General features: G+C 70.7%; 24 protein-coding genes. 9 read left to right on the forward strand and 15 right to left on the reverse strand.

Annotation, left to right across the window (positions count from 1 at the left end):
* Positions 1-12: 12 nt before the first annotated feature.
* Genes LMH63_RS01070 through LMH63_RS01080 form a run of 3 tightly spaced genes read right to left on the reverse strand, consistent with a single transcriptional unit; the run spans position 13 to position 3,012 of the window.
* Complete coding sequence (locus LMH63_RS01070; protein WP_109676323.1) at positions 13-1,341, reverse strand: TRAP transporter large permease; 1,329 nt, start codon at positions 1,339-1,341, stop codon at positions 13-15.
* On the reverse strand, positions 1,338-1,901 hold the full coding sequence (locus LMH63_RS01075) for a TRAP transporter small permease subunit (RefSeq protein WP_109676321.1): 564 nt from the start codon (positions 1,899-1,901) through the stop codon (positions 1,338-1,340). The genes LMH63_RS01070 and LMH63_RS01075 overlap by 4 nt, the downstream gene beginning before the upstream one ends.
* 4 nt (positions 1,902-1,905) lie before the next feature.
* On the reverse strand, positions 1,906-3,012 hold the full coding sequence (locus LMH63_RS01080) for a TRAP transporter substrate-binding protein (protein ID WP_109676319.1): 1,107 nt from the start codon (positions 3,010-3,012) through the stop codon (positions 1,906-1,908).
* Between the two features lie 368 nt (positions 3,013-3,380).
* Here LMH63_RS01080 and LMH63_RS01085 point away from each other — a divergent pair, with 368 nt between their 5' ends.
* Positions 3,381-3,827: an Lrp/AsnC family transcriptional regulator gene (locus tag LMH63_RS01085; RefSeq protein WP_109676317.1), complete on the forward strand. Its 447-nt coding sequence runs from the start codon at positions 3,381-3,383 to the stop codon at positions 3,825-3,827.
* A gap of 215 nt (positions 3,828-4,042) precedes the next feature.
* Here LMH63_RS01085 and LMH63_RS01090 read toward each other — a convergent pair whose 3' ends face one another.
* Positions 4,043-4,357, reverse strand: coding sequence for a ribbon-helix-helix domain-containing protein (locus tag LMH63_RS01090; RefSeq protein ID WP_109676315.1), 315 nt, complete (start codon positions 4,355-4,357; stop codon positions 4,043-4,045).
* 200 nt (positions 4,358-4,557) lie between these two features.
* On the opposite strand from LMH63_RS01090, the gene LMH63_RS01095 reads away from it, so the two are divergent.
* From LMH63_RS01095 to gloA, 3 genes are all read left to right on the forward strand, one after another.
* Positions 4,558-5,115 (forward strand): twin-arginine translocation signal domain-containing protein, encoded by a 558-nt coding sequence (locus LMH63_RS01095; RefSeq protein WP_109676313.1) that lies wholly within the window; start codon positions 4,558-4,560, stop codon positions 5,113-5,115.
* 36 nt (positions 5,116-5,151) lie between these two features.
* Complete coding sequence (locus tag LMH63_RS01100) at positions 5,152-6,720, forward strand: GMC family oxidoreductase (protein ID WP_109676311.1); 1,569 nt, start codon at positions 5,152-5,154, stop codon at positions 6,718-6,720.
* Between the two features lie 94 nt (positions 6,721-6,814).
* Positions 6,815-7,354, forward strand: coding sequence for a lactoylglutathione lyase (gene gloA / locus LMH63_RS01105; RefSeq protein WP_109676309.1), 540 nt, complete (start codon positions 6,815-6,817; stop codon positions 7,352-7,354).
* A gap of 311 nt (positions 7,355-7,665) precedes the next feature.
* On the opposite strand, the gene LMH63_RS01110 is transcribed toward gloA, so the two are convergent.
* The 7 genes from LMH63_RS01110 to LMH63_RS01140 form a co-directional block, all read right to left on the reverse strand.
* A complete protein-coding gene (locus LMH63_RS01110) occupies positions 7,666-8,448 on the reverse strand; it encodes a dienelactone hydrolase family protein (RefSeq protein WP_109676307.1) in 783 nt (260 codons plus the stop codon).
* Positions 8,449-8,825: 377 nt separating this feature from the next.
* Positions 8,826-9,887: a tartrate dehydrogenase gene (locus LMH63_RS01115; RefSeq protein WP_109676305.1), complete on the reverse strand. Its 1,062-nt coding sequence runs from the start codon at positions 9,885-9,887 to the stop codon at positions 8,826-8,828.
* Positions 9,888-10,057: 170 nt separating this feature from the next.
* Complete coding sequence (gene cydC, locus LMH63_RS01120) at positions 10,058-11,740, reverse strand: thiol reductant ABC exporter subunit CydC (protein WP_109676303.1); 1,683 nt, start codon at positions 11,738-11,740, stop codon at positions 10,058-10,060.
* The gene (gene cydD, locus LMH63_RS01125; protein ID WP_229332683.1) at positions 11,733-13,340 is read right to left on the reverse strand and encodes a thiol reductant ABC exporter subunit CydD; all 1,608 of its coding nucleotides are present in this window, start codon (positions 13,338-13,340) and stop codon (positions 11,733-11,735) included. The genes cydC and cydD overlap by 8 nt, the downstream gene beginning before the upstream one ends.
* A 166-nt stretch (positions 13,341-13,506) precedes the next feature.
* Positions 13,507-14,508: a cytochrome d ubiquinol oxidase subunit II gene (gene cydB, locus LMH63_RS01130; protein ID WP_109676299.1), complete on the reverse strand. Its 1,002-nt coding sequence runs from the start codon at positions 14,506-14,508 to the stop codon at positions 13,507-13,509.
* Positions 14,509-14,513: 5 nt separating this feature from the next.
* Positions 14,514-15,926, reverse strand: a complete 1,413-nt coding sequence (locus LMH63_RS01135; protein ID WP_109676298.1) for a cytochrome ubiquinol oxidase subunit I — start codon at positions 15,924-15,926, stop codon at positions 14,514-14,516.
* Positions 15,927-16,055: 129 nt separating this feature from the next.
* Positions 16,056-16,751: a Crp/Fnr family transcriptional regulator gene (locus LMH63_RS01140; RefSeq protein WP_109676296.1), complete on the reverse strand. Its 696-nt coding sequence runs from the start codon at positions 16,749-16,751 to the stop codon at positions 16,056-16,058.
* Positions 16,752-16,861: 110 nt separating this feature from the next.
* On the opposite strand from LMH63_RS01140, the gene LMH63_RS01145 reads away from it, so the two are divergent.
* From LMH63_RS01145 to LMH63_RS01155, 3 genes are read left to right on the forward strand one after another with little or no spacing between them, the layout of a single operon-like run.
* Entirely contained in the window at positions 16,862-17,077 is a 216-nt protein-coding gene (locus tag LMH63_RS01145; RefSeq protein ID WP_109676294.1) for a YgaP family membrane protein, read from the forward strand.
* A gap of 5 nt (positions 17,078-17,082) precedes the next feature.
* A complete protein-coding gene (locus LMH63_RS01150) occupies positions 17,083-17,517 on the forward strand; it encodes a DsrE family protein (protein ID WP_109676292.1) in 435 nt (144 codons plus the stop codon).
* Positions 17,518-17,547: 30 nt separating this feature from the next.
* Positions 17,548-18,486: a sulfurtransferase gene (locus LMH63_RS01155; protein ID WP_109676290.1), complete on the forward strand. Its 939-nt coding sequence runs from the start codon at positions 17,548-17,550 to the stop codon at positions 18,484-18,486.
* A 65-nt stretch (positions 18,487-18,551) separates the two neighbouring features.
* Here the strand turns inward: LMH63_RS01155 and hemH are convergent, their stop codons facing one another.
* The 4 genes from hemH to speE form a co-directional block, all read right to left on the reverse strand.
* Positions 18,552-19,661: a ferrochelatase gene (gene hemH, locus LMH63_RS01160; RefSeq protein ID WP_109676288.1), complete on the reverse strand. Its 1,110-nt coding sequence runs from the start codon at positions 19,659-19,661 to the stop codon at positions 18,552-18,554.
* Positions 19,662-19,771: 110 nt separating this feature from the next.
* A complete protein-coding gene (locus tag LMH63_RS01165; RefSeq protein ID WP_109676286.1) occupies positions 19,772-20,746 on the reverse strand; it encodes a GGDEF domain-containing protein in 975 nt (324 codons plus the stop codon).
* A gap of 83 nt (positions 20,747-20,829) precedes the next feature.
* Positions 20,830-22,668 (reverse strand): sensor domain-containing diguanylate cyclase, encoded by a 1,839-nt coding sequence (locus LMH63_RS01170; protein WP_109676284.1) that lies wholly within the window; start codon positions 22,666-22,668, stop codon positions 20,830-20,832.
* Between the two features lie 36 nt (positions 22,669-22,704).
* Entirely contained in the window at positions 22,705-23,574 is an 870-nt protein-coding gene (speE, locus tag LMH63_RS01175) for a polyamine aminopropyltransferase (RefSeq protein WP_109676525.1), read from the reverse strand.
* A gap of 240 nt (positions 23,575-23,814) precedes the next feature.
* Between speE and speA the strand changes: the two genes are divergently transcribed.
* Together speA and LMH63_RS01185 are read left to right on the forward strand one after the other, a co-directional pair.
* Positions 23,815-25,695, forward strand: a complete 1,881-nt coding sequence (gene speA / locus LMH63_RS01180; RefSeq protein WP_109676282.1) for a biosynthetic arginine decarboxylase — start codon at positions 23,815-23,817, stop codon at positions 25,693-25,695.
* Positions 25,692-26,576, forward strand: coding sequence for an NAD(P)-dependent oxidoreductase (locus LMH63_RS01185; RefSeq protein ID WP_109676280.1), 885 nt, complete (start codon positions 25,692-25,694; stop codon positions 26,574-26,576). Before speA ends, LMH63_RS01185 begins: the two co-directional genes overlap by 4 nt.
* The last annotated feature ends 48 nt before the right edge of the window (positions 26,577-26,624 follow it).

Below are 26,624 nucleotides of genomic sequence, written 5' to 3' on the forward strand. Positions count from 1 at the left end.
CCCGGTTCTTCTTCAGTTCCAGCCGATCGCGGTGGGCAGCCAGGTCGCGAGCCCGGGGAACAGGAACAGCAGCCCCAGCGCCACCAGCTGCAGGCCTATGAACGGTAACACGCCGGCATAGATGTCCCGGGTGCTGATCTCCGGCGGCGCCACCCCCTTCAGGAAGAACAGCGCCCAGCCGAACGGCGGCGTGAGGAACGAGGCCTGCAGGTTCATCGCCACCAGTATGCCGAGCCAGATCATGTCCACGTCCGCGTTCTGGAACAGCGGCAGGAACAGCGGCAGCGCGATGTAGGAGATCTCGATCCACTCCAGGAAGAAGCCGAGCACGAACAGCAGCAGCATCATGAACAGCAGCTCGGCGTTGAGCCCGCCCGGTACCCAGGCGAACAGGCCCTGCACCAGATGCTCGCCGCCGAGCCCGCGGAACGCGAGCGCGAAAGGCTGGGCGCAGATGAGGATGAAGAAGACCATCGCCGAGATGCTCACGGTGCCCTTGAGCGTCTCCCCGAGCACGCCCCGGTCCAGCCGACCGCTCAGCGCGGCGATGACCAGACTCCCCGCCGCGCCCATGGAGGCGGCCTCGGTGGGCGCCGCCACCCCGCCGATGATCGACCCGAGCACCGCGAACACCAGCAGCAGCGCCGGCGCCACGGAGCGGCCGATGCGCTTCCACAGCTCCAGCGCCGGCAGGGCGTCACGCTCGGCCGCAGGGATCGGCGGCACGGTGTCCGGTCGCAGCAGCCCGAGCAGCACCAGGTACACCACGTAGACCAGCGCCAGCGTCAGCCCGGGAATGAGGGCCGCGGCGAACAGGCTGCCCACGGACTCGCCGAGGATATCGGCGAGCAGGATCAGCACCAGGCTCGGCGGCAGTATCTGGCCCAGGGTACCGGAGGCGCAGATGGTGCCGCAGGCGACGCCGCGGCCGTAGCCGCGGCGCATGAGCACGGGCAGCGTGAGCAGGCCCACGGTGACCACCGTGGCGCCGACGATGCCCGTCGCCGCCCCCATGAGCACCCCCACCAGCACGATGGCGATGCCCATGCCGCCGCGCAGCCCGCCCATGGCGTGGCCGAGAGTCTCCAGCAGCTCGTCGGCAATGCGGGATTTCTCCAGCATCACGCCCATGAACACGAACAGCGGGATGGCGAGCAGCGTGTAGTTGGTCACCACCCCGTAGATCCGCGAGGGCAGCAGCCCGAGCAGGCCCGGACCGAACCCGATGTAGCCGAAGACGAGCCCGGAGACGGCCAGCGAGATGCCGACAGGGATGCCGATGAGGATCATCGCCATGAACCCGCCGAGCATCGTCAGCGCGAGGATCTCGGTGCCCGTCATGCGGGTTTCCCATGCCTGGGTGTGGCGGCGGCTGCGGCGTTGCCCGCCTCCGCGCGGGCCGGCAGCAGCCGCTCCAGGGCAAGCAGCAGCGCAGCCATCCCCTGCAGCGCCAGCAGACCGAAGCCGAGCGGAATGAAGGCCTTCAGCAGGAAGCGGTAGGGCAGGCCGCCCGGATCCGGCGAGCCCTGGCCCATCTGGTAGGAGGCGGCCACGTAGGGCATCGAGATCCAGGCCAGATACAGCGCCATGGCGATGGTGAGCACGGCGGTGACGGCATCCACCAGCGCCTGCACCCGTGGGCGCATGTGCTCGTAGAAGACGTCCACCCGCACGTGCTCGCCCTGGTGCAGCGCATAGGACATGCCCAGCAGGGCGATGGGCGAGACCAGGTGCCATTCCAGCTCCTGCAGCCCCACCAGGCCCTCGCTGAAGAAATAACGGGCGAGCACGTTGGCGGTCACCAGCAGCACCAGGGCGAAGGCGCTTGCCTTCGCCAGCCAGCCGGCCCCATCCAGTACCCGCGTGGTCACCCGCAGGGCGTGAGCGATCGGGCGGGACATGGCGTCAGGCCCCGCCGTTGATCAGGCGCTGCACCGGGCCTTCCGAGAGCGCCGCCCAGGAGGCGTGCTTGTCGCGGAAGGCGAAGAAGGCGTCATGCACCCGGCGGGTCTCCGGATCCTCGTTCGCGCCCTCCTCGAGAACGTCCATGGTCACCTCGCGCAGGCGCGAGACCACGGACTCCGGCAGCGTGTCGGCGATCACGCCCTCGTTCTCCACCAGGTCCGTGAGGGCATCGGCGTTGTTGGCCTCGGACCAGGCGTGGCTCTCGATGTTGCAGGCCATGGCGGCGGTCCGCACGATCGCCTGCAGATCCTCCGGCAGACTCTCCCAGGCCTCACGGTTGATGAGCAGCTCGGTGACGTTGTTCGGCTCGTGCCAGCCGGTGGTGTAGTAGTAGCTGGCCGCCTGATGCAGGCCCAGCCGCCGGTCCTGATAGGGGCCGACGAACTCGGCGGCGTCGATCACGCCGCGCTCGAGTGCCGGGAAGATCTCGCCGCCCGGCAGCAGGCGGACGTTGACGCCGAGCGCCGCGTAGACCTTGCCGGCGAGCCCCGGGATGCGCATGTTCAGACCGTCAAAGTCCGCCACCGAGGTGATCGGCTCGCGGAACCAGCCGGTCATCTGCACGCCGGTGTTGCCCATGGGGAAGGCAATCAGCCCGCGCTCGGCGTAGAGCTCGTGCCAGAGCTCCAGGCCGCCGCCGTGGTAGAGCCAGGCGTTCATGCCCTGGAAGTTCATGCCGAAGGGCACGGTGGTGAAGTACTGCGCGGCCGGGATCTGGCCGGCCCAGAAGTAGGCGTTGGCGGCGTTCATCTGCACGGTGCCCGCGGCCACCGCCTCATAGCCCTCCAGCGCCGGGATCAGCTCACCGGCGGCGAAGTGCTGGATGCGTAGGCGGCCGCCGGACATGGCCTCCACCTTGGCGCAGAAGTCCTCGGGACTACCGGGCCCGGAGACGTAGAACGGGGCCTCCGGCGGGTAGGCGTTGGTCATGCGCCAGGTGAAGCGCTGGCTGGACTGGGACTTGGCGACCATCGGCGCGCCGGCGATGACGCTGCCCGTGGCGAGGCCGGCTCCGGCCTTGAGGAAGTCGCGACGCTTGATAGCCATTGGGGGTGTACCTCCGTTGCTGCATCGGGGCACCCCGAACAAGGGGGCACCGCTTCACTCGAGGGCATCGCAAGCGCCATGCCAGGACGACCCGAGGCGCCTACCATTCTTGCTCGATCAGTGAGTTGCGGCCCGCCAGTGCGGCGTGCACGTAAGGTCGCCGAAGCGGTGCAGCTGCACCATCGCGGTGCCTGGGGCAGAGGCCGCCGGCCTACAAACGGTCCCGAAACCCGGCGTCGGGCGCCGATTGTCGGCCAGGACTGCCCGGTGGAAGGCTTCTTGCAAACGCGAAGGGTGGTTTCGCGACGTCCGTAGGCCGGGCACGTTTTCGGGCAGCGCGCCCCGTTTCAGGGCGCGGGAGGGGTGCGATGGAGACCGTGGACCGGGCGATTCTCGAGCTACTGGTGGAGGACAGCCGCCTGTCCTTCGCCGAGATCGGGCGGCGGGTCGGCATCTCGCGGGCCTACGCGCGAGAGCGGATCCAGCAGCTGGTCCGCGACGGCGTCATCGAGAAGTTCACCGCGGTAGTCAATCCGGTAAAGCTCGGCCGCGGGGTCTCGGCGTTTCTGGACGTGCGGGTGCGCCCGAGCCATGTGGAGCACTTCTGCGAGGTGCTCGGCACGGCGCCGGAGGTGGTAAGCCTCTATCTCATGAGCGACATGCAGAGCCTGCATATCCACACGCTGACCGACACCGAGGAGCACCTGGACGCCTTCGTCAGCCGCCACTTCTTCAGCAGCGACGGCGTTGCCAGCGTGGACTGCAAGCTGCTCCTGCGCCGGATCAAGCACCGCCGCGGCGGCCCGCGAGTGTAGCCCGCCGGGTGCGCGGCCCTGCAGGAGCGGCGCCCCTGCCGGAATCCCCGGCAGGAGTAGCTCGTGCAGCGAAGGTGTGCGACATCCCGGCGAACGGAGGCGAACGGGATGTCGCACACGGCCTGCGGCCGTGCACGACCGACGGGAGAATGGGAGCGGCGCCTCGCCGCGAATCGCCGGGTTACGGGCTCGCTGCGGCCCGGGGTTTCCGGCGCTCAGGCGTCGTGGGCGGCGAATCCGGCAGCCACGCCGTCCAGCTCCGGCGCCGGCGGGCGGCGGCTCAGATAGACGGCGCAGACCACCCGCAGCAGCGACGCAAGGTTGCGTACCTCGCCGCGCTCGACCAGCACCTCGTCATACAGTCGCGTGATGAACTGCGGCGCGGTCAGCCCCTCGTCGCTGGCCATCATCTCCAGGATTTCCCAGAACTCGGTCTCGAGCCGGACGCTGGTCACCAGGCCGTGCACGCGCACGGAGCGGGTCACGCTCTCGTAGCGGGCCGGGTCGGTGGACGCATAGATATGGCACACGGGTCGCTCTCCTCCTCGGCCGGCGCCTTATCGTCCCGGCGAACGGGCGCCGCTCCTTGAAAATACCCCAGGGTAGTAACCGTGTACTACCCCGGCCGCGACCGCCGGGCCTAGTCTCGACCCCAAGGCCGCCGCACGAGCGGCCGAACCGGGCAGGCCGCCCCGCGGTGCCAGTGCCCGAACCACAGGAGGAGAGACGCATGTTGGAGACTGCCGTCAGTCGCCGTGACTTCCTGCGCGGCAGCGGCGCCGCGCTAATGGGTGTGCTGGCCTTTGCCGGCGGGCCCATCGCCGCCCTCGCGCCGTCCCGTGCCTGGGCGCTGGAGCTCACGCAGCTCAGCGAGCGCCAGGGCCGGGCGCTGCTCACGCTCACCCGCCATATCTTCCCTCACGACACCATGGAGGACGCCGTCTACGCCTTCGTAGTCCGCGACCTGGATGCGGCAGCGGCCGCGGATGACGCTACCGACGCGCTGATCCGGGACGGCCTTGCACGCCTCGACGACGCCGCCGGCGGTGACTGGCTCGGGCTGGACGGCGACGAGCAGTTCGTCCACGTCCGCGCCATGGCCGGCTCGCCGTTCTTCGAGAAGGTGCGCAGCACCGCCGTGGTCTCGCTCTACGACAACGAGCTCGCGTACGCCCACTTCGGCTACGAAGGGCCCTCGTTCCAGAAGGGCGGCTACCTCATGCGCGGCTTCGACGACCTGACCTGGCTGCCGGACCCGCCGGAGTCGGCCAGCCCGCCGATGGCCTGAGCCGGCCACTGCGACCGCATCGAGAGGAGAGAGACAATGACGACGTTCGCGAAAGACGACGACGGCGTGGTGGTGGTGATCGGCTCCGGCGCCGGCGGCGGCACCCTGGCCAACGAGCTCTGCCAGCAGGGCATCCGCGTGGTTCTCCTGGAGGCAGGCGCGCGGGAGTCCACCGCCACCTTCGTCAACGACGAGTGGGAGGCCTTCAGCCAGCTGTCCTGGCTGGACGGGCGTACCACCTCCGGGAGCTGGCGCATCGCGCGGGACTTCCCCGGGCTGCCCGCCTGGATCTGCAAGACCGTGGGTGGCAGCACCGTGCACTGGGCCGGCGCCAGCCTGCGCCTGCAGGAACATGAGTTCCGGGCCCGCAGCGTCTACGGCGACCTGCCGGCGGCAAACCTGCTGGACTGGCCGGTGACCCTGGCGGAGCTCGAGCCCTGGTACGACCGGGCCGAGGATCGCATGGGCGTGACCCGCACCCACGGCATCCCCGGGTTGCCGGGGAACAACAACTTCAAGGTCATGTACAACGGCGCGCAGCGGCTTGGCTACACCGAGTGCAGCACCGGGCGCATGGCCATCAACAGCCGGCCGCGGGACGGGCGCGCCTCCTGCCTGCAGATTGGCTTCTGCTTCCAGGGCTGCAAGTCAGGGGCCAAGTGGTCGACCCTCTACACCGAGATACCCAAGGCCGAGGCCACGGGCAACCTGGACCTGCGCAGCAACAGCCAGGCGGTGCGCATCGAGCACGACGATCGCGGCCGGGCGAGCGCGGTGATCTACTTCGATGGCGACGGCCGGGAGCAGCGCCAGCGGGCGCGGGCAGTGGCTGTGGCCGGCAACTCCATCGAGACGCCGCGCCTGCTACTGGCCTCGGAGTCCGCCCGCTACCCGGATGGCCTCGCCAACGAGTCCGGCCAGGTGGGCCGCAACTACATGCGTCACCTCACCGGCTCGGTGTATGGCGTATTCGAGGAGCCCGTGCACATGTATCGCGGCACCACCATGGCCGGCATCATCTCCGACGAGGCGAAGCACGACCCGAGCCGAGGCTTCGTCGGCGGCTACGAAATGGAGACGCTGTCCCTCGGCCTGCCGTTCATGGCGGCTTTTCTGGACCCCGGCAGCTGGGGCCGCGGCTTCACCGAGGCGATGGACGCCTACACGCACATGGCCGGCATGTGGATCGTCGGCGAGGACATGCCCCGGGAGACCAACCGCATCACCCTGCACCCGACCCAGAAGGACCAGTACGGCATCCCCGTTCCCAACGTCCACTTCGACGACCACCCGAACGACGTGGCCATGCGCGAGCATGCCTACCGCCAGGGCGAGGCGGTCTACGATGCGGTGGGGGCGAAACGCAACTACCGGGTACCGCCCTACCCCTCGACGCACAACCTCGGCACCTGCCGCATGAGCGAGCGTCCGGAGGACGGGGTCTGCAACGGCTACGGCCAGACCCACGGCATCCGCAACCTGTTCATCTCCGACGGCAGCCAGTTCACCACCGGGGGTGCAGAGAACCCGACGCTGACCATCGTGGCACTGGCGCTGCGCCAGGCCGAGTACATCCGCGGGCAGATGATGGAGCGGGCCATCTGACCCACGCCGCGGCGCCTGCGGGCCTTGAAAACGCCCGCAGGCGCCTCGAAGCCGTTGCCGAGCCAACCACCAGCCACAGGGAGACAGACAGCCGATGGCCTTCAACACCGAAACGGCGCCCGGCGTCCAGGAGCAAGCCCCCGCGGAGACCCGCGGCTTCACGCTCAACCACACCATGCTGCGGATCAAGGACCCGGAGCGCTCGCTGGCGTTCTACACGGGCGTGCTTGGCCTGCGCCTGCTGCGGCGGCTGGACTTCCCGGAGATGAGCTTCTCGCTGTTCTTCCTCTCCCATGCCGCCGACAGCGAGCAGCCGCCGGCGGACGAGGGCGAACGCACTGCGTATACCTTTGCCCGCCCGGGCGTGCTCGAGCTCACCTACAACTGGGGTGACGAGAAAGACCCGGAGGTGAGCTTCCACAGCGGCAACGAGCCGCCCAAGGGCTTCGGCCACATCGGCATCGCCGTGCCGGACCTGGACGCTGCCGCCGCCTGGCTGGAGCAGTGCGGCGTGGACTGGGTGAAGCGCCCGGCCGACGGCAAGATGAACATGATCGCCTTCATCCGCGACCCGGACGGCTACTGGATCGAGATCTTCGAGCCAGCCCGCATGAAGGACGTCGGCAGGGGGTGATTCACGCTCGGGGCGCGGCTCTGTTCCGGATTCTCAACTGCTGATCCTCAACACAACGACACAACGGGCACAACGCTACACAACGAGGCGATGGCGGCACTTGGCGGATGGCGCCACCAGGCTCACCGGGCTGACGGCGGGGCTCGCAAAGACCGTCAACCCAACCGCAAATGTTCGCCAAGCGCGTCGGCAGTCTAGGTCGCGGCATCTGCCGCACCAGGGTTCCTCTCCCCGTGGTGTCCCGTTGTGCTCGTTGTGTCGTTGTGTTTAATCCCCGCCCCGGCTCGGACACCCGGGGGGAGAGGATCAGCTCACAGCGCCCGGCCGGTGCCGATGCGGTCGGCGAGGAAGTCCTGCAGGGCCTCCCAGGAGCGCAGGTCGGCGGTGGGCTGGTAACGGTCGCCGCCGAAGACGGTAAACGCGTGGCGGGCGCCGCCGTAGAGCTCCATGCGGAAGTCCACGCCCTCGGCGTCCAGGCGCCCGACCAGGTCGGTGACGTCCTCCATGGTCACGGCCTGGTCGCGGGTGCCGTGGAGCACGAGGATCGGGGCCGGCACGTCGCCGTAGTCCTGCCCCTCGGGCGTGCCCAGGCCGCCGTGGAAGGTGACGAAGCCGTCCACGTCCATGCCGGCGCGGGCCATCTCCAGCGTTACCGTGCCGCCGAAGCAGTAGCCCATGGCGACCACGCGATCCGGGTCGAAGCCGGACTGCTCCGCCATGGCGTCGAGGCCGGCCTGCACCAGCTCGCGCATGCGCTCGCGGTCCTCGTACAGCGCACCGGTGAGGGCCCGCCGGTGGTCGACGCTCTCGGGGCGGACGCCCTCGCCGAACATGTCCACGGCGAAGGCGGCGTAGCCCTGCTCGGCAAGCATTTCCGCGCGGCGCTTCTCGTAGTCGGTGAGCCCGTCCCAGTCGTGGACGATGAACACCGTCGGCTGGTCGTCGCCGAGGGCGGTGTTGCGGGCGTGGTAGCCCTCGAAGCGCTCGCCATCCACTTCGTAGACGACGTTGCCGGAGACGATCTCGGCAGACGCCGCCAGCGGCATCGCGAGGCCCGCGGCACAGAGGGATGCGAATACGGTGTTCTTGTTCATCTCGGCCTCCTCGAATAATGCCTGTCGGCCGCGCCGGGGTAGCGCGCCCTTCAGGTTAGGTCGACCGACGGCGACGCGCGGCGGTTCCGCGGCGGCTGCGGGGATTCGACGCCAGGGCGCGCCTGCCACGGGCCCGGCGGCGTCGGCCTATGCCGTCGTGAGCCGCCGGCTGACGGCGGCGGAGCCGCGCATTAGGCGTGGGAGCGGTCTCCGACCGCGACAGCGTGCGCGGCCCGGTACGGCGCCATGCGCCGTTTCGCGGTCGGAGACCGCTCAGACTGGCGTCTCGGTCCGCCTATCTCACCGATTCGCGGCTCCGGGCGCGAATCGGTGAGATAGGCGGGCTAGCGGATGTCGGTAATGCCCAGGGTCCCCGCTCAGCCGTTCAGATGCGCCAGAACGGCGTCCGTGAACTCGCGGGTGCTGGCGCTGCCGCCGAGGTCGCCGGTGAGCACCCGGCCCTCGCCCGTGACCGCCTCGATGGCGCCCATGAGGTCGTCCGCGGCCTGCTGCTCGCTCAGGTCCTCGAGCATCATCACCACCGTCCAGAGCATGGCGATGGGGTTGGCGATGCCCTTGCCGGCGATGTCGGGCGCCGAGCCGTGGACGGGCTCGAACATGCTCGGCAGCTCGCCGGTGGGGTTGATGTTCGCCGAGGGGGCGACGCCGATGCCGCCGGCGATGGCCGGGCCCAGGTCGGACAGGATGTCGCCGAACAGGTTGCTGCCCACGACCACGTCGAACCAGTCGGGATGGGTGACGAAGTTAGCCGCCAGGATGTCGATGTGGAACTGATCCCAGGTGACGTCCGGATAGCGCCTGCCGACGTCAGCCACGCACTCGTCCCAGAACGGCATGGTGTGCTTGATGCCGTTGGACTTGGTGGCGGAGCTGAGGTGCCTGGCGGGGCGCGACTGGGCGAGCCGGAAGGCGAAGTCCAGCACGCGTTCGGAGCCCTTGCGGGTGATCACCGTGGACTGGATGGCCATGCCCTCGGGCAGGCCGTCGTAGAGGCGGCCGCCGATCTCGGAGTACTCGCCCTCGTTGTTCTCGCGCACGACGATGAAGTCGATGTCCTCCGGGCCGCGGTTGCGCAGGGGCGAGGTGAGCCCTCGCAGCAGGCGCACCGGGCGCAGATTGACGCACTGCTGGAACTCCCGGCGCAGGGGGATCAGCAGGCCCCACAGGGAGACGTGGTCCGGCACGCCGGGGTAGCCCACCGCGCCGAGCAGGATCTTGTCGAAGCCGCTCAGCTCGTCGATGGCGCCCTCGGGCATCATCACACCGTGCTTGGCGTAGTACTCGCAGGAGTAGGGGAACTCGGTGAATTCGAAATCGAGCCCGGGCCGGCGGGCCAGGGCCTCGAGGCAGCGGACGCCCTCGGGGGTGACCTCGAGGCCGATGCCGTCGCCGGGGATGAGTGCAATGCGATGGGCCATGTCTGATTGTCCTTCTCGGCGGGCGTGCGCCACCGCCCCGCGCGGGCGGTGGAAATTAAGGGGTGCCGGCGTGCATCCGGCATGCCGGACAACCCCCAAGCCTACCGCGGTGGCTGCCGATGAGAAAGCATGGCCGAGGCGGGTACGGAATCCGGCGGAAAGCCGGCCACTCAGCCGGGCAGCGGCTCGAGCCGCCCGTGGCGGAGGGTGAGGTAGCGGTCGGCCGCCGGCAGCGCCTCGCGGCCGTGGCCGAGCAGCAGTGTCGTGCGGCCGGCGAGCCAGCGCTCCAGCGTCGCGGCGACGTGTCGCGCCGAGGCTGCATCAAGGCCGCTCAAGGGCTCGTCCAGCACCACCAGGACCGGATCACGCAGCAACAGGCGGCCGAGCGCCAGCCGCCGTGCCTGACCGCCGGAGAGCTGTAGCCCCGCCTCGCCGATCCAGGTGTCGATCCCCTCGGGCAGCCCGTCCACGAAGCCGGCGAGGTCCACGGCCTCCAGCAGCTGCCACAGGCGCGCCACAGACGCCTCGGGGTCCGCCAGGCGCAGGTTGTCGGCGACGCTGCCGGCGAACAGATCCGTGTGCTGGGTGAGGTAGCCGACGGCCGGGTACAGCGCGTCCGGGTCCAGCCGGCGCAGATCGATACCGCCGAGGCCCACGCTGCCGGCGCTGGGATCGAGCTGGCGACACGCGAGCTGGGCCAGGGTGGACTTGCCACTGCCCGAGACCCCGAGGACGGCGACCGCCTCGCCGGCGGCCACTTCCAGGCTGACCCCCGCCAGCACCCGCGCCCCGGCGCCCCGCTCCACCGTGACGTCCGCCAGCGTGAGCGCCCCGCCAGCCGGTACCGGCAGCGGTGATGCCGGCGCCGGCACGGCGGGTGGACGCTCCGCCTCGGCATCGAGCCGCCGGGCCGCCGCCCGCGCCCGGGCTAGATGCAGCCCCGAGCCGGGCAGCACGCCCAGCGGCTCCAGCAGCCCGAGCACCGCCAGCGGCATCATCACCGCCACCGCACCGGAGACGGTACCGGCGGCGTATAGCGAGAGCGCCGCCAGCAGCACGAGCACCGCGGCAAGCTGCACGCCGCCGTGCAGCAGGGCCTCGCCCCGGGCGATGCCGCGGGCAAGTGCCGTGTCCTCGCCCCGATAGGCGGCATCGAGGGCGTCCAGCCCTGCGCGATGGTGCCCGGCACTGCGGAAGGCCAGCAGCTCGCCGAGCCCGCGCAGATGGTCGACGATGCCGGCCCGAAGCCGCGCGCCGCTGGCGGCGAGCTGCTCGGTGAGCCGGCGGCCGAGCCGCCAGGCGCCCAGGAGCAGGACGGCACCGAAGGTCCCGAGGGCCGCGACGGTGGCCAGCGCCGTGCCGCCGTCGCCGATGGCGAGCAGGGCCGTGGTGAGGGCGAGCGCGAGTGCGGCCACCAGCGGCGGCGCCAGGCCCCGCAGGTAGAGGCCGTCGAGGCGATCGATGTCGCTGGTCAGGCGAGTGAGCAGCTCGCCGCCGCGCAGGCGCCCGAGCGTGGCCGGATCCAGCCGCGCCAGCCGGGCGAAGGTCCGCGCGCGCAGCAGCGCCAGCAGGCGCAGCACGGCGTCGTGGTTCTGCAGCCGCTCCAGGTAGCGGGCCACCGTCCGACCGACGGCGAAGGCGCGGATGCCGCCGCCGGGGACATAGATCTCGAGGCTCGCCGCGATGCCGGCGGCGAGCAGCGCGCCGGTGACCGCCGTTGCCGTGATGAACCAGCCGGACAGCGCCAGCAGGCCGATCCCGGCCCCGGCGGTGGCGAACATCAGCAGCGCCCCCAGGGCGAGGCGGCCGCGCTGGCGGCGCAGTAGGCGCAGATAGGGCAGCAGCTCACGCATGATCGGCCGGCTCCAGCGCGCCTTCGCGGATGCGCCAGTGGCGGTCCGCCGCGGCGATCACGGTGGCGTCGTGGCTCGCGATCACCAGCGCCCGGCCCTCGTCGGCAAGACGCTGCAGCCCGGAGAGGACCACGGCCTCCGTGTCCGCGTCCAGGGCCGCCGTGGGCTCGTCGAGCAGCAGCAGCGGCGCCGGCGAGACCAGCGCTCTGGCCAGCGCGACGCGCTGCGCCTCGCCGCCGGAGAGCCCGGCGCCGCGCTCCCCGATCACGGCGTCGAGGCCGTCCGGCAGCCGCGCGGCGAACTCGCTGACACCGGCGAGATCGGCGGCACGGGCGATGGCGGCCTCATCGGCGTCAGGAGCGCCCAGGCGGATGTTCTCGCGCAGGCTCGCCTCGGCGAGGAAGGGGGGGGCACCCAGCCAGCCCACCGGCGCCTCCGGGCGCCCGTGGCGAACCGTGCCGGCGGATGGTGGCAGCAGCCCCGCCAGGGCCAGCAGCAGCGAGGTCTTCCCGCTGCCCGACGGCCCGCTCACCACCAGACGCTCCCCGGCCGGGACCTGCAGCCGCCGGACCCGCAGGATGGCACCCCGGCCGGGGCGTTCCAGCACGAGGTCTTCCGCCTCCAGCACCCAGCGTCTGGCCACCTCTGGCGCCCGCGGCGGCGGCTCGGGTGTGGCCTCCAGCGCCATCAGCGCCTCGACGGCGCCGAGCGCCGCCGCGCGGTCGTGGTAGTGCTGGGCCAGGGCTCGCAGCGGCTGGAAGAATTCCGGGGCGAGCAGCAGCACGAACAGCCCGCTGAACAGCGTCACCTCCGGCGCCGGCCCGAACTCGATGTAGCCGAGCAGGGCGAAGCCGACGTAGATGGCCACCACGGCGATGGCCACCGAGGCGAAGAACTCCAGTACCGCGGAGGACAGGAAGGCCACCCGCAGCACCCGCATGCTGCGCTCGCGGTAGGCGTCGGAGGCGGCGTGCACCTCGGCGGCGGCGTCGCCGGCGCGGCCAAGCAGGCGCAGGGTGGCGAGTCCCCGCAGCCGGTCCAGGAAGTGCCCGGAGAGCCGCGCCAGGCTCTCGAACTGGTCGCGGTTGAGGCGCTCGGCGCCAAGTCCCACCAGCGCCATGAACAGGGGAATGAGCGGCGCGGAGAGCAGCAGGAAGAGTGCCGCCAGCCAGTCCTGGCTGAACGCCGCCGCCAGAATCGCCAGCGGCACCACCACTGCCACGGTCATCTGCGGGCGGTAGCGGGAGAAGTAGCCGTCGAGCGCGTCCACCTGCTCGGTGAGACGGCTCGCCAGGGCGCCTTCGGAGTCCGCGGCAACGCCGGTAGGCCCGAGGGCGAGCACGCGGTCCAGCAGCCGGCCCCGCACCCGCTCGCGCACGCGGCTGCCGGCGGCCGTGGCCGCCTGGGCACGCAACACCTGGCAGGCCGGACGGGCGAGCACCACCAGCAGCAGCGCGGCGATGCTTGTGGCTTCACCCCAGAGCGGGCGCTCCAGGCGGACCACGGCGTGCACCAGCCAGGCGATGAGCCCGGCCTGGGCGACGATCAGCAGGCCCTCGGCGACACCGGCGGCGGCGGCCAGCCGGAGCTCGCCGCGCACCGCTGCCCCCTCCCGTGCCAGCCAGTCCTGGGGCCGGTCCCCGGCCACCTACGCGCGGTCGGCCCGCATGGCCCGCCGGTTCACGGCGGCGGGCGCGCAGCCGGCGCCCGGATCCGCACTGCACCCGGTATCGGTGCCCGACCCGGCAGCCGGCGAGCGACGCGGGCTAGTGGTAGCCGGCATCGGCGCGCACCTTGCCGCGGAACACCCAGTACGTCCAGGCGGTGTAGGCCAGCACGATGGGGATGACGAACAGCACGCCGAGCAGCAGGAACAGCTGCGACTCCGGCGCCGAGGCCGCATCCCGCAGGGTGAAGGTGGGCGGAATGACGTAGGGCCACTTGCTCGCCAGCAGGCCCAGGTAGGTGAACACGAAGATGCCCATGGTCGCGACGAAGGGCAGGCCCTCGTCTCGGCGCCTGACCGCACGGTACAGCGTCCAGGCGCAGAGCAGCGCACCCGCGGGCAGCAGCCAGATCAGGTAGAGGTGACCGAACCAGCGCTCCCGCACGAACTCGTCCACCAGCGGTGTCCAGATGCTGACCAGCGCGAACACGCCGAGTAGCCCGGCCAGCAGCGGCAGGCTGACGCGATAGGCCCAGTCCTGCACGCCGCCCTCGGTCTTCATGATCAGCCAGGTGCTGCCGAGCAGCGCATAGCCGATCACCAGCCCGATGCCGGTGAAGATCGTGAATGGTGTCAGCCAGTCGAAGGCGCCGCCGGCGTAGGCCGTGCCTTCCACCTCGAAGCCCTGGATATAGGCACCCACCACGGCGCCCTGGGCGAAGGCGGCAAGCGTCGAGCCGCCGGCGAAGGCAATGCTCCAGTAGTGCTTCGAGGTGCGCGCCTTGAATCGGAACTCGAACGCCACGCCCCGGAAGATCAGCCCCGCGAGCAGCAGGAACACGCCCAGATAGAGTGCTGGCAGCAGAATCGAGTACACCAGCGGAAAGGCGCCGAGCAGGCCGGCGCCACCGAGCACCAGCCAGGTCTCGTTGCCATCCCACACGGGGGCGACGGAGTTCATCATGATATCCCGGGAATGCTCGTCCGGGGCGAAGGGGTAGAGGATCCCGACGCCCAGGTCGAAGCCGTCCATCAGGACGTACATCATCACGCCGAAGGCGATGATGACCGCCCAGATCATGGTCGTGTCGATCAGAGCCATGGCGCTTACCTCGTGGCCGGTGCGGTGATGGAGGGATCGTCCCAGGACACGTCCGCGCCGGAGAGCGGGCGCATCGGCCGGCCGACGCCGTGCTCGGGATGGTCCGGCGCCTCCATGCCATTGGTCACGACGCGATAGAAGTAGTAGGCCCCGGAGCCGTAAACCACCGCGTAGACCAGCATGTAGCCAATGAGCGTGGTGAGGGCCATCCAGCCGCTGAGCGACGGCGTCACGCCCTCGCTGAAGCTCATCAGGCCGTAGACCAGCCAGGGCGCCCGCCCGCTCTCGGTGGTCACCCAGCCGGCGAGCACCGCGATGAAGGGCGCGGCGATCATCCACGGCAGCAGGCGATGAAAGCGGCCGGGCTCGTACAGCCGCCCGCGCAGGCGCAGCACGAAGCCCCAGACGGCGAAGGCGATCATCAGCAGCCCCAGGCCCACCATGATCCGGAACGACCAGAACACGATCGCCACCGGCGGCTGCTCGGCCCGCGGCACCTCGCTCACCCCCGGGATCACGCCGTTGAAGTCATGGGTGAGGATGTAGCTGGCCAGCCCCGGGATCCCGATCTCGAAGTGGTTGGTCTGCGCGGCCTGGTCCGGGATCGCGAACAGGAGCAGCGGCGCGCCGGCGTGACGCTCCCAGCTGCCCTCCATGGCGGCGATCTTGGTGGGCTGGTGCTCGAGCGTGTTGAGGCCGTGGAAATCGCCCACGACGGCCTGCGCCGGGGCGAGGACAAGCAGCAGCCACAGACACATGGACAGCGCCTTGCGGTTGGCCTCGATGGCGTGGCCGCGGAGCAGGAACCAGGCGCTCACGCCGGCCACCACGAAGCCGCCGGTGAGGAAGGAGGCGAGCGCCATGTGCGCGAAACGGTAGGGGAATGACGGGTTGAAGATGGCCGCCGCCCAGTCGGTCACGTGGAACACGCCCTCGCGCAGCTCCACGCCGGCGGGCGTGTGCAGCCAGCTGTTCGCCGCCAGGATCCAGAACGAGGAGATGAACGTCCCCACCGCGACCATGATCGCCGCGAACAGGTGCGTGCCCTTGGGCACCTTGTCCCGGCCGAACAGCAGCACGCCGAGGAAGGCCGCCTCGAGGAAGAAGGCGGTCACCACCTCGTAGCTCAGCACCGGGCCGAGGAAGTTGGCCGAGGCCTGGGAAAAGTTGCTCCAGTTGGTGCCGAACTGGAACGACATGACGATGCCGGAGACCACGCCCATGCCGAAGGCGACGGCGAATACCTTGGTCCAGAATTTCGAGAGCATCTCCCAGGCCGGATTGCCGGTGCGGAAATGCAGGCCCTCGAGCAAGGCGATGTAGGCCGCCAGCCCGATGGTGAAAACCGGAAAGATGGCGTGGAACGAAACCACGAACGCGAACTGGATTCGCGAAAGCAGGATCGGATCGAGCTCCATGGCGGTTGCCCCTGTGGTTTCCGAGATTCGTCACTAGCGCCGGGCTGTCTCGCTCCGAGCAGACGGGGCGCCCGGCGCCAGCCCGCCCGCGCCGCGGCTGGCAGCGGGCGTTGCCGCCACCAGCCGCGGTCAGTGCGTGCGTTGTACGCCGAGCCCCGCGGCGATGCGGGCCAGGCCCGGCTCGTGACGGAGCTCGATGAGGCCGCGCTCGAGGCGCACCAGCGACTGGCGCTCGAACTCCTTGAGCAGCCGGCTTACCACTTCCCGCGCGGTGCCCAGCTCCACTGCGAGATCCTGGTGAGTCACCGTGAGCAGCCCCTGTCGCTGGCGGCTGATCAGCCGCTCGGCGAGGCGCTGGTCGACGCGACGGAAGGCCACCTCCTCGATCACCAGCATTAGCGCCTGCAGGCGCTCACCGTAGCTTTCGAGCACGGCATGCCGAAAGGCCGGCGCGTCGTCCATTAGCCGCTCGGCGAGCTCCGCGGGCAGCACCAGGACCACGCTGCCCTCTTCGGCATAGGCCTCCGCGCGATAGGCACCGCGGCTGAGCAGGCAGGACACCGAGAGCGTGCAGAGCTGGCCGGGGCCGATTCGGTAGAGCACGATCTCGTTGCCGGAGACACCGGTCATCTGCACCCGGATCTCCCCCTCCACCACCAGCGGCAGACCTTCGCAGCGCTGCCCGGGAGCGAAGACCCGGGTGCCGGCCGGCAGCGTCAGCCGACGGCTTGCCGCCAGCACTTCCGCGCGGCCGGCGGGGTCGAGCCCCGCGAGCGCCGGATGCGTGGCGCGCTCTGCACTGTGCTGCTGCGTCTCGGTGCTCATGTTACCGCCATGTTAGCGCGAGCCCGCGAGGGACTCTGTGACTTGGTCACTGACACCCTCCGGGGTATCGGCGCCCACTGATGTTGTCATCCCAACCGAGGTGTTCTCCCATGTTCCAGCGCAACGTCGGCACTCTCGACCGCGCCCTGCGAGCCGTCGCCGGGCTTGCCCTGATCGCCGCCGCCCTGGCCGTCGACGGCATGGTCTGGGGCTGGATCGGCCTTATTCCGCTCGCCACCGCCGTCGTCGGTTACTGCCCGGCCTACCGGCTCATCGGCCTGAGCAGCTGCCGGCAGCGGCCGACCACCCGCAACGCTCAAGGATAGCCCACATGAGACCCTTGCAGATCCTGTTCCTCGCCGCGCTGCTGGTGGTGCTCGCCGCGCCCGCAGCGGCGCAGTCGGAGCGATCACTGCTCACCATCGTCACCAGCGGCGAGGCCGAGACCCAGGCCATGGCGCTCATCCTCACCCGTCAGGCCCGGGCGGCCGGCAGCGACGTGCGCGTACTGCTCTGCGACGCCGCCGGCGACCTCGCACTGCGCGGTGCCACCGACACGAGTCCCGTCATCCAGCCGGCGGGCATGAGCCCGGCGGCCATGCTGCGCGGTTTGCTGCAAGCGGGCGTCACTGTCGAGGTGTGCGCCATCTACCTGCCGAACCGTAGCGCCGACGAAGACGACCTGGCCGAGGGCGTGCGCGTCGCCCGCCCCGATGCCATTGGCGCCCTGGTGGCCGATCCGGCCGTTCGCCTGTTCACGTTCTAGCAGACCTCGAGGGCCGTCCAGATGTGCACTATGAGACAGTTCGCAGCGCAGCGGGTTCTGCCCCGCGCGCTGCTCGGCCTTGCCTTGCTTCTGCCCGTCGCGGCGGCTGCGGCGAGCCCCGCGGTGGTCGACGCCGAGTGGCTGCGACAGCACCACGACCGCGTCGCCGTCGTGGAGACCTCCCGCTCCGTGGATGCCTTTGCGGACACCGGGCATATCCCGGGCGCGGCGTTCGTCGCCATGGGCGAGTTCCTGGCGGAGCGCGAGGGGCGCCACGGGCGCATCCGCTACCTGCTGCCGGAGGCGGAGGCCTTCCAGGCCACTGTCCGCGGGCTTGGCGTCGACGCCGGGGAGACGGTGGTCATCGCCCCTGCCGGGCACACGGTCTATGGCGACGCGACCGTGGCGGCGCGGCTGTACTGGCAGCTCCGCTACTACGGCCATGACGACGTCGCCGTACTCGACGGCGGAGTGGCTGCCTGGCGTGCGACCGGCGGCGCCGTGACCGACACCCTCGCGGACACCGCCGCCGGCGACTTCACGGCGAGGGCGCCGCGCTCGGAGCTACTCGCCACCAGCGCCGAAGTCGAGGGCATCGTCGCCGGCGAGGTCAACGCACGGCTGCTGGACAATCGGCCACTGGAGCCATTTGCGGGACTGGCCGGCCAGGACTACGTCCGTGGCCTGGGCCATCTGCCGGGGGCCGAGCCGCTGCCGTTCACGCTGTTCGTCACCGAGCGCGAGGGTATCGTCCACTGGCGCTCCCGCGAGGAGGTGAGGCGGCTGGTACAGGCTCTGGTTGGGGCCTCACCGGGGCCGATGGTGACCTACTGCAACTCGGGGCATGTGTCTGCCCTCGCCTGGTTCGCGCTGAGCGAGATCGGTGAACTGCCGCAGGTGCGTCTCTACGACGGCTCTCTCCACGAGTGGACCCTGGATGGGGATCGCGAGCTGGTAATCGGCCGGTAGCGAGCGCCGGCGTGGCCTGCCGTGGGCTGGCGCCGCCCTGGCGACGCCCACCCGCGGCAGGCCGTTCACACCTCCGAGCCGAGGGCGTGGGCGCGTGCCAGCGTCGCCTCCGGTTCCCGCAGGCCGCGGGGCGGGCCACCCGCCTCCGGCCAGCCCTGGACGTGCTCGAGCACGAGCCGGGTGAGCAGCTCCAGGTGGTCCTCGCGGTCGTTCAGGGCCTTGATGTAACGGAGCTCCCCGCCGCCGGCCTCCTCGAAGATCTCGGCGTTTTCGCCGCCGATCTCCTCGATGGTCTCCAGACAGTCCGCCGAAAAGCCCGGGCAGACGACGTCCAGGGTCTTCAGGCCGGACTTGCCGAGGGCCTCGACGGTCTCGTCGGTATAGGGCTGCAGCCACACCTCGTTGCCGAACCGGGACTGGAAGGTGACCTGCCAGGCATCGTCCGCGAGCTCCAGGCGCTCGGCCACGAGACGGGCGGTCTTGCGGCACTGACAGTGGTACGGATCGCCATCCAGTAGGTAGCGCCTCGGCGTGCCGTGGAAGGAGAACAGCAGCTTCTCCCCGCGCCCGTGCTCTGCCCAGTGCTCGCGGATGCTCGCGGCAAGGGCGTCGATGTAATCGGCGTCGTCGTGGTACTGGCCGATGAAGCGCAGCTCCGGCACCCAGCGCCAGCGCTTGAGCTCGTCGGCCACCGCGTCGAAGGTGGAGCCGGTAGTGGCGCCGGAATACTGCGGGTAGAGCGGCAGCACCACGATGCGCTCGGCGCCGGCGTCGCGGAGCTTGCGCAGCCCCTCGGCCATGGACGGATTGCCGTAGCGCATGGCGAGCTCCACGGCCACCGGCCCCTGCAGGCGCTCGCGCAGGCGGCTGGCGATGCCCTCGGTCTGCGCCCGGGCGGTGGTGAGCAGCGGCGAGCCCTCGTCGGTCCACACCGTGGCGTAGGCCGCGGCGGACTTCTTCGGCCGCGTCCGCAGGATGATCCCGTGCAGAATCACCCACCACAGCGCTCGATTGATCTCGATCACCCGGGGGTCGCCCAGGAACTCCGCCAGATACCGGCGCAGCGCCGCCTTCGTGGGGGCGTCCGGCGTGCCCAGGTTGGTCACCAGTACGCCCAGGCGGGGCCGGTCGTCGTGGCGAAAGCCGGGCTTGTTGCTGTACAGGGGCTTGGGCATGGCGTCGTTCCTGCTGACTCCGTGGCATAGATTGGCCCGGGGGCGACCATAGAGGCCCATGGGCGGGCGCGCAAATCAATCGGTATGAGTGTGGCGATAGAGCCGATGGATCAGACGCCGCCGCCGGCCGCGGCGGACTTTCCTCGGTAGAGATCGGCATCGGCGCGCTGCAGCCAGTGTTCGACGCGCTCGCCCGGCAGACGTTCGGCTACCCCGATGGATACGCCGATGCGCTCGCCTATACGGAAGTCCGCGGCCGCGACGGCCTCGGCAAGGCGCTGCGCGAGCTGTCGCGCACCGTCCAGGGGCGTCTCCGGAAGCAGCACGAGGAGCTCGTCTCCGCCCACACGGTAGGCGCTGTCGGAAGCGCGCAGGTGCTCCCTCAGCAGGCCACCCAGCCGTACCAGGACCTCGTCCCCGGCGGCGTGGCCATGCCGGTCGTTGAGCAGCTTGAACCGGTCCAGATCGATCATGAGCACGCTGGCGACCCCCTCCCCCTCGGCCACCCGGTCGAGGGCCGGGCGCAGGGCCCGCCGGTTGCCGAGGCCGGTGAGCTCGTCGCGGTGGGCGAGCCCGTCCAGCTGCTGCCAGCTCTCCTCCAGGGCGCGCCAGATGAACAGCACGAACACGAACAGCAGCAGCGTGGTCTTGAGGAAGGTGAACGTCTCGGCGCCACCGGCCCACAGGCTGACGTTCCAGGTGCCGGCGGCGATCAGCGCCAGATTGGTGAGGCCGCCGACGGTGAGCCCCATGAGCGTGAAGTTGAGCGCCAGGAAGGGGAATATCCAGTAGCTCGGGCCGTGGGGCAGGTGCGCCGCGGAGACCGCGATCACGCCATTGATGGCAAGCATCGCGGGCACGGTGTAGCGCGGTGGCGGCAGATGCCCGCTGATCCGGTACCAGATCAGCAGGAAAGCCGCCGGCAGGAGTGCGACGGCACCGGCCAGCGCGGCAGTCCGGCCGCCGGTGGCGAGGCTGATGACGATGAAGGGCAGCAGGGCCAGCGCCCAGACACCGAGCACGGCCGCGCGGGTGCGCTCGGGCAGCAGCAGGGCGTGGCGGGCGGCGTTGGTGTCGCTCGGCATCGGCGTTGGCGGGTTGCCCTGGAGAGGATCGGTCAGTCGCGGCGGAGCCGCATCATGCCACGGCGACGGCCTGGCCGTCCGGCTCAGGCGAGCTCCCCGGCGACACAGACGCGGTTGCGGCCGGCGGCCTTGGCGGCGTAGAGCGCCTCGTCGGCCGCCTGGATCAGGCGCTCCTCGCTGTCGCCATGCTGCGGCGCCATGGCAATGCCGAGAGAGAGGGTGAAGTCACCCAGCGCTTCGCCCTGGTGGACGACCGCTGCCTCGGCCACGCACCGGCGCAGCTCCTCGGCCCTCTGCCGCGCATGCTCGAGGTCGGCCCCGGGGAGCACGACGGCGAACTCCTCGCCGCCGAAGCGGCAGCAGATGTCCTCGCCACGGAAATTCTCCCCGAGCAGCCCGGCGAGGTGGCGCAGCACGGCATCGCCGGCGTCGTGGCCATGATCGTCGTTGAGCTGCTTGAAGTGGTCTAGGTCGAACAGCAGCAGCGCCACCGACTGCTCCGCGCGGGCGCTGCGGCGCAGCTCCCGTGGCAGGGCCTCCGCCAGCATGCGCCGGTTGTAGAGGCCCGTGAGCGGATCGCGCAGGGACTGCTCCTGCAGCCGGTGGCGCAGCTCCAGGTTGGCCAGGGCGAGCGCCACGTGCTCGGCCATGGTGGCGGCTAGCTGGTGCTCGGCGTCCGTCCAGTCCAGCGTCCCTTCGTGTTCGGGCTCGTCGTTGCGCAGATGCAGCACGCCGAGGGTTTCGCCCTGGGCGACCAGCGGGATGCAGATGTAGGGCGCCGGGTGTGCCGGGTCCACGTGGCCGCAGCTCAGCTCGCCCTCGTCGCCGGCGCCGGTGTGGGTCTTGCCCCGGCGCAGGGCCCAGCACTCGCGGGCGGCGAACGCTGACGCGCCGAGGCGTTCGGCATGCCGCCCCCAGCTGCGGAGCCGGAGCACGTCCTGGTCCTCGGTGAGCATGAGCAGCGCCCCGCTGTCGTCCGGAAACAGCTCGCGGGCGGTCTGGGCCACCACCCGGTAGGCCTCTTCGCGGTCGTCCGCGGCCTGCAGCAGCTCGCCCATGCGGGTGAGCAGGTTGCTCTCACGGGTGCGCAGGGCCACCAGCCGATCCACCCGCTCGCGCAGCTCCGCCTGGGTACGCTGCTGCTTCTGCACGGTGGCCTGCAGCCGATCCGCCATGCGGTTGAAGGCGGTCGCCATGGCGGAGATGTCGCGATCCCCGCGCACGGTCATGCGCCGGTCGAGCTCGCCGTCGGCAATGCGCTGGGCGCTGTCGGTGAGATCGCGCACGCTGCGCGAGAGGCCGAGCAGCAGCAGCGCACCAACACCGGCGGTAATGCACACCGCAGCCGCAAGCCACACCCAGGCTACGGTCTCCATGCGGTGGAAGCCGCTCTGGCTGGCGGCGAGCTGGTCCTGCAGGCGCTGCTCGGCGGCCTCCAGCAGCTCGCGCAGGGTCTCCCGGAAGGCGCTGACCAGGCCGGTGCCCTCGCGGGTGCTGACGATGGCGGCGAAATCCTGCCCGCCGCGCCGGGCCTCGATCAGCTCGCTTGCGACGGAGCGCTGCCAGCGATCGAACAGCTCCCGCGCCAGCGCGGTGCGCCGGCGCTGCTCGGGGCGGTCGGCGACCTGCCGTGCCAGCGTCTCGATGGTCCGCGAAAACCGGAAGACGGCGATGTCGTAGGGATCCAGGAGATCCTCGTCGCCGGTGATGAGGTAGCCGCGGAGGCTGGTCTCGGCATCGATCAGCAGCCGCTCCACCAGCCGGGCGGTGCTGATGATGTCCTGGGTTTCGGTGACCTGCTCGTTGGTGGTCAACGTGGTGCGCAGGCCGAGGGTGACGTAGATCGCCAGTGCGCCGATGGCGAGCACCGGCAGCAGGTAGACCAGAGCGACCCGGGTCGGCAGCGAGAGTTTGCCGCGCATGTTGACTGTCTGCCGTGGCCTGGCCCGGATAACAGGCTATGTCCCGCCCCCGGCCGGCCGGTCGGGGCGGAACAGCGTCCCGCAGAAGGCCGGCGGGGTAAGCGCCGCCTGGTGCATCGCGGCACTGTAATAGCGCAGCTCCGGCAGGGTAACCGTGCGGTAGGCCTCGGGTTCGAGACCGAGCAGGCCGAGCGTCGCGCTCCACCAGCCGGACGGATAGCTCGGCACCGGAAAGTGCAGGGTCGCCCGGGCCGCGAAGCCGGCCTCGGCCAGCGCGCCGTGCAGGGGGCGGATGACGCTCTCGGCGTGCAGCAGGGGGGATTCGCTCTGCTGCACCAGCACGCCGGGCGATCGCAGCACCCGGCGGACGTCGCTCAGGAACGGCGCCCCGAACAGGCCAGCGGCGTGGCCCACCGGGTCGGTGCTGTCGATGATCACCACGTCGAAGGAGGCCGCTGGCGCCTGGCGCAGGTAGGCGACGCCGTCCTCGAAGCGCAGCGTGACCCGCGGGTCGTCATTGCCGGCGGTGAGCTCGGGGAAGAAGCGCTCCGCCGCCCGGGTGACGGCCTCGTCGATGTCCACCTGCACGGCGCGGGTGACGCTCTCATGGCGCAGCACCTCGCGCAGGGTGCCGCAGTCGCCGCCGCCGATCACGAGCACGTCCCGCGGTGCCGGGTGGGTGGCCAGGGCCGGATGCGCCATCATCTCGTGGTAGAGGAAGTTGTCCCGCCCCGTGAGCATGACGCAGCCGTCGATCACCAGCAGCCGGCCCCAGTGGGCGGTTTCGTACACCTCGATGTACTGCCAGGGGGTGCGCTCCTCGTGGAGCTTCGAGGTCACCCGCAGCGAGAAGGCGACGCCTTCGCTCGCGAGCGGCTCCGAGAACCAGTCGGTATCCAGGGTCACGATGCGGGAGGCCTCCTTGGGGCAATACACCGGCGCGGCGCCTGTCGGCCACGGCTGGCGACGTTTCGTGCTCCGACGCCCGGTTTCGAGTTTCGGGTTTCGGGTTTAATGTTGGCGCCCCCGGCAGCGTGCGGGTGGCGCCGGCGCCGATCCGGAGCCTTGAACCCGCAACCTTAAACCCGAAACGTCGGACCCGAAACGTTGAACCCGTAACCCTCGGCCCCTCGGAATCCCAGCGCCATGGAAGATCTCCCCGCCGTCGCCTACAACCTCGCCCAGTGGAGCGGTGGCTATTTCCGGGCCGATGACCGGGGCCGGCTGCTGGCGGTCCCCGACCGGGGGGCCGGCGGGCCCGCCGTCGTGCTCGAGGAGGTGGTGGCGGAGGCCCGCGCCGCCGGGCTCGCGCTGCCCCTGCTGGTGCGCTTCGCGGACATTCTCCAGGACCGGGTGCGGCATCTGTGCGCGGCCTTCGACGCGGCCTGTGCGGCCGAGGATTTCCAGGGCGGCTACACCGCCGTCTACCCGATCAAGGTCAACCAGCAGCGCCGGGTGGTGGAGGCCATCCTTGCCGGGGCGCCCGGGCGCGTCGGTCTCGAGGCCGGCAGCAAGCCGGAGCTCATGGCCGTGCTCGCGGCGGCGCCGCCGGGGAGCCGGGTCATCTGCAACGGCTACAAGGACCGCGAATACGTGCGCCTGGCCCTGCGGGCGCGCCAGCTGGGGCTGGACGCCCGGCTGGTGGTGGAAAAGCGCTCCGAGCTCGCGGTGATCATCGACGAGGCGGCGCGGCTCGGTCTGCGGCCGAACCTCGGGCTGCGCGTGCGCCTCGCCTCCCTCGGCGAGGGCAAATGGCAGAACACCGGGGGAGAGAAGTCGAAGTTCGGGCTCTCCGCCACGGATGCCCTGGCGGTGGTGGAGCGCCTGCGCGCCGCGGGGCTGCTCGAGTGCCTCGACCTGCTGCATTTTCACCTCGGCTCGCAGATCGCCAACATCGCCGACATCCAGCGCGGCATGCGCGAGGCGATCCGCTACTACGTGGAGCTGCACCGCCTGGGCGCGCCGGTAACGGTGGTCGACGTCGGCGGCGGGCTCGGCGTCGACTACGAGGGCACCCGCTCGCGTAGCCACTGCTCGATGAACTACTCCCTGGAGGAGTACGCGCACAACGTCGTGCATACGGTGCGCGAGATCTGCAGCGAGCATGACCTGCCGCAGCCGCACCTGGTCACGGAGGCCGGCCGCGCCATGACCGCGCACCACGCGGTGCTGGTGACCGACGTCATCGACGTCGAGTCCGTGGCCGATGGCCCGCCGCCGACGGAGCCGCCGGGCGAGGAGGCTCCCCTAGTGCTGCGCGACCTCTGGCGGGGCTATGCCTCGGCCGCGGAGCGCTCGCCGCTGGAGGTCTGCCATGACGCCGCGCACTGGCTCGCCGAGGCCCGCAGTCAGTACCAGCACGGCGTGCTCGGGCTTGCCGGGCGAGCGGAGGCGGAGCGGCTTTACCACGCCACCTGCCTTGCCGTGCGCCGGCGCCTGGACCCGCGCATTCGGGCGCACCGTGAGCTGCTGGACGAGCTCGACGAGAAGCTCGCCGACAAGGTGTTCGTGAATCTTTCCCTGTTCCAGTCCATGCCCGATATCTGGGCCATCGACCAGATCTTCCCGATTCTGCCCCTGCACCGGCTGGACGAGCCGCCGCAACGCCGGGCGGTGCTACAGGACCTCACCTGCGACTCCGACGGCGCCATTCACCAGTACGTCGCCCGCGACGGCGTCGAGACCACACTGCCGCTGCCCGGCCCCGGCGCGCCGCTTCTGCTCGGGGCGTTTCTGGTCGGGGCGTACCAGGAGATCCTCGGCGACATGCACAACCTCTTCGGCGACACGGACTCGGTGAACGTCTCGCTGACCGCTGACGGCTGGCGGCTGGATGACCCCCACAATGGCGACAGCATCGAGTCGGTGCTGGCGCACGTGCGCTTTGGCGAACGCGAGCTGCTGCAGGCCTATCGCCGGCGCGTGGCGGCCTCCGGCCTGCCCGCGGCGGCGCGTACGGAGTGCCTGCGCGAGCTCGAGGCGGGGCTGCAGGGCTCGACCTATCTGCGAACGGAGGAAGGGGAATGAGCGCAGGTGTTATCGGCCTCGGCGTCATGGGTCAGGGCATGGCCCGCAATCTCGCCCGCGAGGGCCGCCTGGCCGCGGTCTGGAACCGCACTCGCGAGCGAGCCGAGACGCTCGCGGGCGAGCTCGGAGTGCCCGTGGCGGAGGATCCGGCCGCCCTCGCCGCCGCCTGCGAGACGGTGATCATCTGCGTCTCTGCCGATGCCGACGTGCTGGAGGTGGTGGACGCCCTGCTGCCGGGCCTGCAGCCGGGGCAGGTCGTGGTCGACTGCTCCACGGTGGGTGTCGATACGGTGGCCGAGGCGGCCCGATGCACGGTCGAGCGCGGCGCGAGCTTCCTGGACGCTCCCGTGACCGGAGGCCGCGAAGGCGCGGAGGCCGGGACGCTGATGGTCATGGTGGGGGGCGAGGCAGGGGCGCTGGAGCAGGCCCGCCCGGACCTCGCGCCCTTCGCCGCCGAGATTGCGCATATGGGGCCGACTGGCTACGGCCAGCGGGCGAAGGCCGTGAACCAGATCCTCGCCGCGGGCGTCATTCAGGCCATCAGCGAGGCGCTGGCGTTTGCCGATGCCAGCGGCCTCGAGCGCGAGCGGCTGCTGCCGGTGCTGGCCGGCGGCGCCGCTGGCAGCCGCCTGCTCGAGCGCCGCGGCGAGCGCATGCTCGCCGGCGACTTCGAGCCCGGCTTCCGCATGGCCCTGCACGACAAGGACCTGGCCCTGTGCCAGCGCCTGCTTACCGAGCTGAACGTCAATCTGCCGCTGGTGGAGATGACCCGCAAGCACTACGCCCTGCTCATGGCCCGCGGCCACGGCGACGAGGACATCTCCGCGCTCTACCGGCTGAAGCGGGAGCAGTTCGAGGGGGGGAACCGGCGCGGCCTCTAGCGGCCGAGTTCAAAGTTCCAAGTTCAAAGTCCAAAGACCGCGAATTCC

This window comes from Spiribacter halobius (assembly GCF_020883455.1).
GTDB classification, from domain to species: Bacteria; Pseudomonadota; Gammaproteobacteria; order Nitrococcales; family Nitrococcaceae; genus Sediminicurvatus; species Sediminicurvatus halobius.